Below are 12,713 nucleotides of genomic sequence, written 5' to 3'. Positions count from 1 at the left end.
CCTTATGTTGGTACTGGTATTGAATATAAGATTGCCAAAGACTCAGGTGTTGGTATTGTCGCTAAACAAGATGGTGTTATTGAATATGTAGATGGCTTGCGTATTGTAGTTAAAGATAATGAAGGTGAAAACCACACTTATCAATTACGTAAGTTTGCTCGTTCAAACGCTAGTACTTGTATCAACCAACGTCCAATCGTAGAAGTTGGAGAAAAGGTTGAAAAAGGGGATATCTTAGCAGATGGTCCAAGTATGCAAAATGGTGAATTGGCATTGGGTCAAAACGTTGTTATCGCATATACAACATGGCATGGATATAACTACGAGGATGCCATCATCATGTCTGAACGTATGGTTAGTGATGATGTGTATACTTCAATCCACGTAGAAGAATATGATATTGACTGTCGTGAAACAAAGTTAGGTCCTGAAGAAATCACTCGTGATATTCCTAACGTTAGTGAAGCAGCGGTTCGTAAATTAGATTCAAACGGTATCATTATGGTTGGTGCCGAAGTAAAAGAAGGAGATATCTTAGTTGGTAAGGTTACTCCAAAAGGACAAAGTGAAGTTAGTCCAGAAGAAAAATTATTATTAGCAATCTTTGGTGAAAAATCACGTGAAGTTCGTGACAATTCATTGAAAGTACCTCATGGTGGTGCTGGTATTGTTCATTCTATTCGTGTATTTAAACGTGGAGATGGATCGGATCTTCCTCCTGGAGTAAATATGCGTGTTAAAGTATATATCGTTCAGAAACGTAAGATTTCTGAAGGGGATAAAATGTCTGGTCGTCACGGTAACAAGGGTGTCATCTCTAAGATTTTACCTATCGAAGATATGCCATTTATGGCGGATGGACATCCAGTGGATATCTTGTTGAATCCATTCGGTGTACCTTCTCGTATGAACATTGGACAGATCTTAGAAATCCACTTAGGTTATGCAGCTCGTAAATTAGGTGTTAAATTCTCTACTTCTGTATTCGATGGTTTATCAAATGAAGACTTACAAGATGTAATGCGCGAAGCAAGCATGACTGTCGATGGAAAACAGGTACTTTACGATGGACAAACTGGACAACCATTTGATGAACGTATTAGTGTCGGTGTAATGTACATGATTAAGTTGGCCCACATGGTTGACGACAAGCTACATGCTCGTGCTACAGGACCATATTCTTTAGTTACTCAACAACCTTTGGGTGGTAAAGCTCAAAATGGTGGTCAGAGATTTGGAGAGATGGAAGTTTGGGCATTGGAAGCATATGGTGCTGCTCACACATTACAAGAAATCTTAACAATCAAATCCGATGATATTCAAGGTCGTATCAAGACTTATGAAGCTATTATCAAAGGTAAAGATATTCCAGAACCAGGTGTTCCAGAATCATTCCGTGTATTGATGCACGAATTACAAGGTCTAGCAATCGATATTCGTTTGTTAGATGAAAACAATAACGAGGTTGACATCACATTAGATGATGATGACCAGGATGCTCATCCAGTTCAACCTTTACAAGAGGAAGTTCAAAAGGAAGAGTTAGTCGACGATATTGAAGAAGAAAATAAAGAAGAAGAGGAGGCGTAGTATAAAATATGAGTATTAACAATTTTGCCTCGATTCAGGTTCGCTTAGCGAGTCCAGAAACGATTTTGAAATGGAGTCATGGTGAAGTAACTAAGCCTGAGACAATTAACTATCGTTCACAAAAAGCTGAACGTGATGGTTTATTCTGCGAACGCATTTTCGGTCCAACTAAGGACTGGGAATGTGCTTGTGGTAAATATAAAAAAGTACGTTTTAAAGGTGTTGTTTGTGATCGTTGTGGTGTAGAAATCACAAAGGCAAGCGTAAGACGTGAGCGTATGGGCCATATCCATTTGGCTGCCCCAGTAGCTCATATTTGGTATTTACGTGGTATTCCTAGCCGTATGGCATTGTTGTTGGATGTAACACCTAAACAATTAGAAGAAGTTGTATACTTTGTTAGTTATATTGTTACAGATCCCAAAGAATCTGGTTTAGCTTATAAACAAATTCTTTCTGAACGTGAATTCCGTGAAAACCAAGCTATTTATGGTTCAACAGGATTTACAGCTCAAACAGGTGCTGAAGCTGTACTTCGTCTATTACAAGATGTAGATTTAGAATCTGAATACCAAGAAGTACAAGATGCACTTGAGAAAGCACAAGGTGAAAAACGTAAGAAATTAATCAAGCGTTTAGATACAATCAATGCATTCCGTAATAGTGAAAACTTACCAGAATGGATGATTCTGACTAACATTCCGGTAATACCTCCTGATTTACGTCCAATGCTTCAATTGGATGGTGGTCGTTTTGCGACAAGTGACTTAAATGATTTATATCGTCGTGTAATCACTCGTAATAATCGTTTACGTAAATTGTTAGATTTGGGTACTCCAAATATCATCGTTCAAAACGAAAAGCGTATGCTACAGGAATCTGTAGATGCTTTAATTGACAATGGTCGTCGTTCAAAACCTATTACAGGTGCTGGTGGACGTGCATTAAAATCATTGTCTCACTCATTGAAAGGTAAACAAGGTCGTTTCCGTCAAAACTTATTAGGTAAGCGTGTTGACTTCTCTGGTCGTTCAGTAATTGCCGTAGGACCAGATTTGAAAATGTACCAATGTGGTATTCCACGTGAAATGGCAGTTAACTTGTTTAAACCATTTATCATTAATGAAATTGTAAATCAAGGATTGGCTCAAAATCCTAAAAATGCTGAAAAATTAATCGAACGTCGTGATCCTCGTATCTGGGATGTTGTTGAAAAAGTAATCGATGGCTATCCAGTATTGATGAACCGTGCGCCTACATTGCACCGTTTGGGTATTCAGGCTTTCTTGCCTAAATTAGTAGAAGGACGTGCAATGCGTCTTCACCCATTAGTATGTACTGCGTTCAACGCCGACTTCGATGGTGACCAGATGGCCATCCACGTTCCATTAGGAGAAGAAGCTCGTGCCGAAGCATTAGTTATGATGTTAGGTTCTCACAATATCTTAGGTCCTAAAGATGGTAAACCTATCGTTACGCCAGGACAGGATATGGTTATGGGTAACTTCTATTTAACAATGGAAGAAACGAAAGATGAATTCTTCGCAGAAGCTAAGCACTACGAAGAAGTTGGTTGCCCATTAGAAGCAACTCACTGGCACCGTTTTGGTGAAAATGAAGGTCATGTATATACAGATGAAGATGAAGTTATGATGGCTTATCAGTCAAAACAAGTTCACCTTCACACTCGTATCGCATTACCTGTATGTAACATGCATAAAACATCATTTGATGAAAAACATAAAAATGATTATTTAATTACAACAGTTGGTAAGATTGTATTCAACTCTATGTTCCCTGAAGATTTCCCTTATATCAATGAGGTTAGTAAGGAAAACTTTGTAAGTACTCCTGATAAATATTTTGTTTCTCCAGGACAAAACATTAAAGAATACATCGAAGCTATGCCTTTGGTGGATGCTGTTAAGAAAAAAGATTTAGGTAAAGTTATTGCCGAAGTCTTCAAACGTTATGATGCAGATCAAACTGCTGAAATTCTTGACCAAATCAAATCATTAGGATTTGAATATTCAACAGTAGCTGGTATTACAGTTGCCTTATCCGATATCGAAGTGGCTCCTCACAAAGATGAATATATCGATGAGGGTCGTGTTAAAGCCGATCAATTAAAACACTTACAACGTAAGGGTATGTTGACTATGGAAGAATGGGAACGTCATTTATCTAAGATGTGGGATGATCAAAAAGATAAGATCGTTACGTCATTGATGAAAAACTTACCTCGTAAAAACCCAATCAACATGATGGCGACTTCTGGTGCTCGTGGTAACGCGTCAAACTTTACGCAGTTAGCCGGTATGCGTGGTTTAATGGCTAAACCAGGTCACGCTAAAGCGGGTGCTGGCGAATATGTTCCAACTATCATAGAAGTTCCTATTTACTCTTGTTTCCGTGAAGGATTGAACGTAAGTGAGTTCTTTATCTCTACTCACGGTGTGCGTAAAGGTCTAACGGATACTGCCTTGAAGACTGCCGAATCTGGTTACTTAACTCGTCGTTTGGTTGATGTTGCACAAGATGTAATCATCAAAGAAGATGATTGTGGTACAGATAAGGGTTACTGGATCGAAACTTTAATGGATCGTAAGACAAATTCTGTTATCGAGCCATTACAAGATCGTTTAGTTGGTCGTTATTCAAAACAAGATGTAACAGATCCAAAAACTGGTGAATTAATTATTGCGAGTGATGAATTTATAACAGATGAACTTGCTAAGAAAATTGTAGATGCTGGTGTTACAGGTATGTATATCCGTTCTGTATTTACTTGTAAGTCTCGTTTAGGTATTTGTCGTAAATGTTATGGACGTAACATGGCTACTGGTAAAGACGTAGAAGTTGGTGAAGCTATTGGTATTATGGCTGCCCAATCTATCGGTGAACCAGGTACACAGTTAACAATGCGTACATTCCATACAGGTGGTGTTGCCGGTGCCGGTGCAGAAGATATCACTCAAGGTTTGCCTCGTGTTGAAGAATTGTTCGAAGCTCGTTGTCCAAAAGGTGTTGCGGTAATTGCTCAGATTTCTGGTGAAATCACTTCAATCGAACGTATTGAAGGAACAATGCGCCAAGAAGTTATTATCACAAATGAACACGAAAGTGTTTCTCATAAAATCAATGCGAACCAATCAATGCGTCCATGGGTTCAGATCGGTGCTAAGATCGAAGCCGGTGTTGCGTTGACTGAAGGTCCATTAGATCCAAAAGAATTATTACGTGTTGCTGGTGTACGTGAAGTTCAAGATTATATCTTGAAGGAAGTTAAGAAGGTATACCAAAGCCAAGGTATCGAAATTAGCGATAAACACTTGGAAGTAATGATCAAACAGATGATGAAGAAAGTAATCGTTGTAGACAGTGGAGACACAGACTTAAATGTGGGTGTTCAATTGTCACTTAACAATATCACAAAAATTAACCGTGAAGCATTATTAAGTGGAAAAACTCCAGCTACTTTCAAACCTGTATTACTAGGTATTTCTAAATCTTCTGTTGAAACAGATTCTTTCTTGTCTGCCGCTTCATTCCAGGAAACTACAAAAGTTCTTACAGATGCGACTATCAAGGGTAAAGTTGACCACTTAATTGGTTTGAAAGAAAATGTTATCATTGGTAAATTGATTCCTGCAGGTACAGGATGTCAAGGTGATCGTCCTCAAAACGATATTGTAGCTGCAAAGGCAAAAGAACTTCGAGACAAACGTATTGCACGTATGAATGAAGTTCATAATGAAGATTCTGAAAAATTTGATAAATTAGTATCAGGATCTGACGATAGAGATATGATGGATACTGTAGACTCTTCAGTAGAAGAATCAATTCTACAAGATGCAGAAACTACAGACAATGGTTCAATTGATATCCAATCTGAAGAATAAGATTTAAGGAGTAGGTGAATGCCTATTCCTTTTCTTTAGGAGATAGTATGGAAAAATATTTTGAATTGTCAAGAGCCTATTATACATATTTAAAAAACAGCACAAAGAAAAATCAGTGTACTGTAAGTGTAATATGTGATGATATCGATATCAAACATATCATCATGGATGGTTTATTATTTGATGGTGCATTCATATATGATGGATATTGTGAAAATATAGATGGAACAATTACAGTTTGTGATGGGAATATTTCACTATCTGGTTGTGAATTAGCTGATTTAGTATATGGAAATTATGCATCCAACTCCAATGGAACAATAATAAAAAAGTAGGACGTTTGTCCTACAAAATTTGAATATTATTTTTTAAGCATGTATCGATCATGTCTTCAGGCCATAAGCTAGCTTGAACTTCGCCGATATGTGCTTTTTTTAGTAGAAGCATACATAGTCTTGATTGACCAATTCCTCCACCTAAAGTATATGGTAGTTCTTTATTAAGAATCGCTTTATGAAATGGCAGTTCGCATCTTTCTAAACAATTTTCTTTTTTTAATTGTTCAAGTAAAGTATCTTCATCCACACGAATTCCCATAGAAGAAATTTCAAGAGCACTTTGCAGCGGTTCATACCAGAAAAGAATATCTCCATTTAATGTCCAGTCATCATAGTCGGGTGCGCGACCATCATGTTTTTCATTATTTGATAATTTATCACCAATCTGCATCACAAATACGCAGCCATGTTCTTTTGTGATGGCATTCTCTCTTTCTTTGACACTCAAATTTGGATATCTATCCAATAGTTCTTGCGTTGTGATAAAGAAAATATCATCTGGTAAATGATTAACAGCTTGAGGATATTTGTACCAAACTTCATGTTCCATATGTTTAATGACTTTAAAAATCGTTCGAACATGCTCTTCTAGTGTTTGTTGGGTACGTTCATTTTTAGAAATGATTTTTTCCCAGTCCCATTGATCGACATATGTAGAGTGAAAGTTATCTAATTCTTCATCTTTACGAATGGCATTCATATTTGTGTACAAGCCTTCATGAAGTTTAAAGCCATATTTCTTTAAGGCCATTCGTTTCCATTTTGCCAAAGAGTGTACAACTTCTAATTGTTCACCAGGTAATTCTTTCATAGTAAAAGATACTGGCTTTTCTGTACCATTTAAATTGTCATTTAAACCAGAGCTTTGTGTGACATATAATGGTGCTGAAATTCTTGATAAATTTAATTCTTTACCAAATTCGTATTGAAAAGTATCACGAATATATTTAATAGCTTCTTGTGTTTCTCTAACAGTTAATACTGGATCGTAGTTTTCAGGTATAATAAGTTTCATATCATCATCTCCTCAATGTAAGTATTGTATCACAAAATATGAAAAGATTTTCAATTTATTTTGTGATAAAATCATTCTATGAACATTTTATTTTCAATTAACGCAAAATTCATAGGTTTGACAAAGACATGTATACAATCCATCGTTCGTTTTGATAAGAATATAGACTTTTATATTTTGCATCAAGATTTGAATCAGGAGCATAAGGATGATTTAGTGCGATCTTTTCCAGAATGCACCTTTCACTTTATTGAAGTCAAGGAAGAATCTTTTAAGGATTTTCCTACTTCATCAAGATATCCATTAGAAATTTATTATCGATTATTTGCATCGGATTTATTGCCAGATACGTTAGATCGAATTCTATATCTAGATGTGGATATTGTTGTGATTCAAAGTTTAAGGGAATTGTATAACATGGATTTTCAGGATAATCTTTATATCGCTTGCAGCCATGTAAGTGATAATATGACGCATTTAAATGCGAAAAGATTAGGGTTGAAAGAAGATGTACCGTATATCAATACAGGGGTCTTGTTGATGAATTTAATAGCGTTGCGTAAACAATTGAATAAACAAGATGTGCTTAATTATGTAAATGCATATAAGAAAAAACTTGTGTTATTTGATCAGGATGTATTGACGGCATTATATGGAGATAAGACAAGACTTGTGGATTATCGAAAGTATAATTTGAGTGAAAGAATGATGAATTTTTATAATTTACGAAATCCAAGAAATAAGATGGATTTAGATTGGGTAAAAGAAAATAGTGTGATTATTCATTATTGTGGAAGAATGAAGCCGTGGAGTGGCAAATATATAGGTTGTTTAGATTATTTTTATAGGGAGTTGGAAAAATGAGAGATCGGTTTTCAAATCGTTTAGGATTTATTTTAATTAGCGCGGGATGCGCAATAGGAATTGGCAATGTATGGCGCTTTCCATATATTGTTGGACAATATGGTGGAGCTGTCTTTGTCTTAATTTATTTGTTTTTTCTTGTCATATTGGGCTTGCCAGTTATGGTTATGGAGTATTCGGTAGGTCGTGCCAGTCAAAAAAGTGCAGCACTTTCTTTTGATGTATTAGAGCCAAAAGGTACAAAGTGGCATTTTATGAAATATGTGGCTATGGCAGGTAACTACATATTAATGATGTTTTATACATCGGTATGTGGGTGGTTATTCTATTATTTCTATAAGATGTTGATAGGGGATTTCAATGGCTTGAATGCAAGTCAAATTAATGATGAGTTTGGGTTGATGTTGTCAAATCCTTTTGTTCAAGTAGGAATGATGTTTCTAGTTGTATGCATTGGCTTTTTCATTTGTTCAAAAGGCTTGCAGAATGGTGTAGAAAAAGTATCCAAGTATATGATGTTGTGTTTATTGGTGTTGATGCTTATATTAGCAATACGTTCACTGATTTTGCCAGGGGCAATGGCGGGTGTAAAATTTTACTTATTGCCTGATTTTTCAAAGATGCAAAATATATCAGAAGTCGTGTTTGCGGCTATGGGCCAAGCTTTCTTTACTTGCCAAGCTTTCTTTACTTTAAGTTTAGGTATTGGTGCCATTGCGATATTTGGCAGCTATATTGACAAAAGTAAAAAATTAACTTCGGAAGCTATTACAGTTGTATGTTTAGATACATTTGTCGCATTGGTTGCAGGCTTTATTGTGATTCCGGCATGTTTTGCGTATAACGTAGATCCTGGGCAAGGTCCTGGATTGATTTTTCAGACATTACCTAATATCTTTGCGAATATGCAGCTTGGAAATGTATGGGGAGCTTTGTTCTTCTTGTTTTTGAGCTTTGCGGCATTAACTACAATTATTGCGGTATTTGAAAATATTATAACTATGACAATGGAATGGACTGGATGGTCCCATTCAAAAACCATAAAAGTAAGTTTTGTACTTGTCTTTGTGCTATCTTTACCTTGTGCATTGGGATTTAATGTGTTGTCTTTTATTCAACCATTAGGTGCTGGTTCAACCATCCAAGATTTGGAAGATTTCATTGTATCCAATAATTTATTGCCATTAGGCTCATTATGTTATGTTTTATTTTGTACATCTAAATATGGATGGGGATTTAAAAACTTTTTAAAGGAAGCCAACTGTGGAGAAGGAATTTCTTTTCCTAAACAAGTCGGTTTCTATGTTTCATATATCATTCCTGTGATTATTTTGGTAATATTTATACAGGGATATATCTCTAAATTTTTGTAGGAGGAGCCATTATGATTAAGAAAAGAAAAGTAGTAATTGTTGGTGCGGGAAATGTGGGAGCAAGTACAGCTTTCTGCATGATCAACCAAGGGATTTGTGATGAAATTGTTTTAATTGATATGAATACAGAAAGAGCCAAAGGAGAAACTTTGGATATGATTCATAGTATTGCCTTTATGAATCGTAATATGCAAATTAAATTAGGGGATTATACAGATTGTAAAGATGCTGATGTTTTAGTGATTACAGCTAGCGCTCCAATGGGTAAGGAAAATGATCGTTTAGTGGCTTTAAAATCAAGTTCTAAGATTGTTACTAGCATTGTATCGAGTGCTATGGAAAATGGATTTAATGGATTTATTGTTGTTGTATCGAATCCGGTGGATATTATGACTTATGTAGCTTATAAAGTTTCTGGTTTGCCAGCAAATCAAATTATTGGATCGGGTACATTACTTGATTCAGCACGTTTACAATGTCATATTGCCGATTGCATTGATGTAGATACAAAGAGTATTCATGCGTATGTTTTAGGTGAACATGGAGATAGTGAAATGATTCCATGGAGTACTGTTCGTGTTGGTGGTAAAGGTATTTATCAAATCATTAAAGACAATCCAACTCGTATGAATGAGGGAATGTTTGATAGTATTCATGAAGCGGTAAAGAAAGATGGTTGGGAAATCTTTAATCGTAAAGGAAATACTTGTTATGGCATTGCAGCAAGTACAACACGTATTGTTCGTGCATTGATGTTTAATGAATCGGTAGTTCTTCCAGTTTCTACTTATTTAGATGGTCAATATGGACAAGATGGAGTATTCACTAGTGTTCCAGCTATTTTGGATGCGACAGGTGTCAAAGAGGTTGTTGAGATTGAAATGACAAAAGAAGAAAAAGAACAATTTGATTCTTCTTGTAGCCATCTACAAAGTTTTTACAAGGAAGTTTAAACTTCCTTTTCTTTTATAACATAGGAGGTGTTAGGGTTGGCACAAGGACAAAAATTAATGACATCGGGATCGATTCCTAAGCAGATGGTTTTCTTTGCGTTACCTATATTATTAGGAAACTTATTTCAACAGTTATACAATACGGTAGATTCATTGATTGTTGGAAACTTTTTGGGAAGTCAGGCACTTGCAGCTGTGAGTTCAAGTGGAAACATTATATTCTTGATGATTGGTTTCTTTAATGGAGTTGCGATTGGTGCAGGAGTAGTTATATCGCGCTATTTTGGCGCAAGAGAAATAGAACGTATGCAGAAGGCAATTCATACAACGGTTGCATTTGGGTTGATTGTAAGTTTTTTTATGACACTTATAGGCATTTTTTTTACGCCTACATTACTTCGCTGGATGTCAACGCCAGATAGTGTTATGGATGCTTCTGTAACGTATTTTAAAATATACTTTTTAGGTTCGTTTGGATCGATTATGTATAATTTTTTTGTAGGTATTTTACAGGCTGTAGGAGATAGCAAGCACTCCCTTTATTATTTGATTGTTTCTAGTGTTGTAAATATTGTATTGGATTTATTCTTTATTGCCATTCTTAAAATGGGAGTAGGATCTGCGGCTATGGCTACAATCATTTCGCAATATATTTCGGCAGGTCTATGTTTATATTTATTATTGACGACGAGTGGAACACATCGTATTGTTCTTTCAAAAATAAGGATTCATAAGGAGTTTTTGGGAGAAATCTTAAAGTATGGTTTGCCTAGTGGGTTTCAAAATTCCATTATTGGACTAGCTAATGTAGTTGTTCAATCGAATATCAACTCTTTTGGAGATATGGCTATGGCAGGATGTGGAGCTTATTCAAAGATTGAAGGTTTTGCGTTCTTACCAATTACTAGTTTTACAATGGCACTTACGACTTTTGTTGGGCAAAACTTAGGGGCAAGGCAATATGACCGTGTTTTAAAGGGTGCTAAGTTTGGTATGATTTGTTCGATGACTTTGGCAGAAATGATTGGTGTGATTATTTTTGTGTTCGGTTCACAATTTATTGCGGCCTTTGATGCGACACCTGAAGTTATTCAGTTTGGTACATTGCGTGGACAAACCAGTGCATTTTTCTTTTGTTTATTAGCTTATTCACATTGTGTGTCGGCTATTTTAAGAGGGGCAGGAAAGTCAATGGTTCCGATGATTGTTATGATGGTTTGTTGGTGCTTCGTGCGTGTTGCAGGCCTTACAGTTATGGGTATGTTAGTACATAATATATGGTGTGTATATTGGATCTATCCAATTACTTGGTCTTTATCAAGTATTACTTTCTTTATGTATTATCATAGAATAGATTGGCTTCACGCATAGATTTGACAACGGGATTTAATAAGTGATAGACTTATATCGAGGTAGATAACTATGAAATCAATGTTAGAAGAATTAAAAGATGTAAAAATTAAAAAGCATACAGTTACATCTATTGAATATGATTGCAAGTCTGAAGAAAAAGAGGACGAAGTATTTGACCAAGTTCATAATATTGTCACAAATCATTTAGATGACTTCGCAAAGATTACTTTTGATGTGGAAGCAGATCACAAAGTAAAAGTAGAAATTAGTGAAAACTAGTTGGACCATTTAAAAAATGGTCTTTTTTTTGTTTTTGTATAGTTTTGATAATTATATATTTGATACAATGAAATCAAGAAAGAAATGTAGGTACTATAATATGATAATTAAAAAAATTACATCAAAACAAGATGGATTAAAGTTAGAGATTGCGATAATGGAGTGTAAAAATCCAAAAGGAATTGTACAGTTTTCACATGGGATGGCCGAACATAAAGAGCGTTATTTTGATTTTATGCAGTATTTAAATGAAAGAGGCTATATTTGTGTGATTCATGATCATAGAGGGCATGGCGGTAGTGTAAAATCAAAGAATGACTATGGATATTTCTATACGGAAAATGCTGATTATATTGTGGATGATTTATTTCAGGTGACTGAGTACATACGTGATATATATCCTGGATTAGAGGTAACGTTATTTAGTCATAGTATGGGTACTTTGGTAGCTCGTTGTTACTTAAAAAAATATGATGAATATATTCGTCGTTTGATTTTGTGTGGTCCTCCTACAGAAAATTCGACTGCTAGTTTTGCGGTTGGATTGGCTAAAATAATAAAACCTTTCTTTAAAGAAAAGAAAGGTAATGGTCTGTTGAATAAGATGGCTTTTGCAGGATATGAATCAAATAATCGTTGGTTAAGTAAAAATTTAGAAAATGTGGATCAGTATGAAGCGGATGAATTGTGTGGCTTTTTATTTACAACAAATGGTTTTATAAACTTATTTCAATTGATGGTTAAAGCGTTTGATAAAAAGGATTGGAAGGTTACGAATGGTGAATTGCCAATCTTGATGATTGCAGGTCAAGAAGATCCGGTCATTCAGGGTAAAGATAAATTTGAACAGTTGAAACAATTTTTGATGGGGGTTGGATATAAAAATGTATCTAGTAAATTGTATCCGACTTTAAAACATGAAATCTTAAATGAAAAAGAAAATCAAAGGATTTATGAAGATGTATATGAATTTATAAATAGTGCCAAGGATTAGTACCTTGGCATTTTTGATAAAAAAAACTCGCAATTGCGAGTAGATATTTTAC

General features: G+C 35.4%; 10 protein-coding genes. 9 read left to right on the top strand and 1 reads right to left on the bottom strand.

Features of this window, described 5'->3' with window-relative positions; translation table 11 throughout:
- The 3 genes from EUBIFOR_RS04480 to EUBIFOR_RS04470 all read left to right on the top strand — a co-directional run.
- Positions 1 to 1,590, top strand: a 1,590-nt coding sequence (locus EUBIFOR_RS04480) for a DNA-directed RNA polymerase subunit beta (protein WP_003864755.1), incomplete at its 5' end; no start/stop codon positions are given.
- 8 nt (positions 1,591 to 1,598) lie between these two features.
- Positions 1,599 to 5,492, top strand: coding sequence for a DNA-directed RNA polymerase subunit beta' (rpoC, locus tag EUBIFOR_RS04475; RefSeq protein WP_003864754.1), 3,894 nt, complete (start codon positions 1,599 to 1,601; stop codon positions 5,490 to 5,492).
- Positions 5,493 to 5,539: 47 nt separating this feature from the next.
- Positions 5,540 to 5,827, top strand: a complete 288-nt coding sequence (locus EUBIFOR_RS04470; protein ID WP_003864753.1) for a hypothetical protein — start codon at positions 5,540 to 5,542, stop codon at positions 5,825 to 5,827.
- Positions 5,828 to 5,837: 10 nt separating this feature from the next.
- Here the strand turns inward: EUBIFOR_RS04470 and asnA are convergent, their stop codons facing one another.
- A complete protein-coding gene (asnA, locus tag EUBIFOR_RS04465; protein ID WP_003864752.1) occupies positions 5,838 to 6,845 on the bottom strand; it encodes an aspartate--ammonia ligase in 1,008 nt (335 codons plus the stop codon).
- 78 nt (positions 6,846 to 6,923) lie between these two features.
- Between asnA and EUBIFOR_RS04460 the strand changes: the two genes are divergently transcribed.
- The 6 genes from EUBIFOR_RS04460 to EUBIFOR_RS04435 all read left to right on the top strand — a co-directional run bounded on the left by EUBIFOR_RS04460 (position 6,924) and on the right by EUBIFOR_RS04435 (position 12,661).
- A complete protein-coding gene (locus EUBIFOR_RS04460; RefSeq protein WP_003864751.1) occupies positions 6,924 to 7,709 on the top strand; it encodes a glycosyltransferase family 8 protein in 786 nt (261 codons plus the stop codon).
- Positions 7,706 to 9,082: a sodium-dependent transporter gene (locus EUBIFOR_RS04455; protein ID WP_003864750.1), complete on the top strand. Its 1,377-nt coding sequence runs from the start codon at positions 7,706 to 7,708 to the stop codon at positions 9,080 to 9,082. The genes EUBIFOR_RS04460 and EUBIFOR_RS04455 overlap by 4 nt, the downstream gene beginning before the upstream one ends.
- A gap of 11 nt (positions 9,083 to 9,093) precedes the next feature.
- Entirely contained in the window at positions 9,094 to 10,035 is a 942-nt protein-coding gene (locus EUBIFOR_RS04450; protein WP_003864749.1) for an L-lactate dehydrogenase, read from the top strand.
- A gap of 27 nt (positions 10,036 to 10,062) precedes the next feature.
- On the top strand, positions 10,063 to 11,406 hold the full coding sequence (locus EUBIFOR_RS04445; protein ID WP_003864748.1) for an MATE family efflux transporter: 1,344 nt from the start codon (positions 10,063 to 10,065) through the stop codon (positions 11,404 to 11,406).
- A gap of 51 nt (positions 11,407 to 11,457) precedes the next feature.
- Complete coding sequence (locus tag EUBIFOR_RS04440) at positions 11,458 to 11,667, top strand: hypothetical protein (RefSeq protein WP_003864747.1); 210 nt, start codon at positions 11,458 to 11,460, stop codon at positions 11,665 to 11,667.
- A 100-nt stretch (positions 11,668 to 11,767) separates the two neighbouring features.
- Complete coding sequence (locus EUBIFOR_RS04435; protein WP_003864746.1) at positions 11,768 to 12,661, top strand: alpha/beta fold hydrolase; 894 nt, start codon at positions 11,768 to 11,770, stop codon at positions 12,659 to 12,661.
- Positions 12,662 to 12,713 lie beyond the last annotated feature (52 nt).

The organism is Holdemanella biformis DSM 3989, assembly GCF_000156655.1.
Classification (GTDB): Bacteria; Bacillota_I; Bacilli_A; order Erysipelotrichales; family Erysipelotrichaceae; genus Holdemanella; species Holdemanella biformis.
The sequence above is the reverse complement of the archived record's forward strand: the minus strand, read 5'-3'. Positions and strand labels throughout refer to the sequence as shown.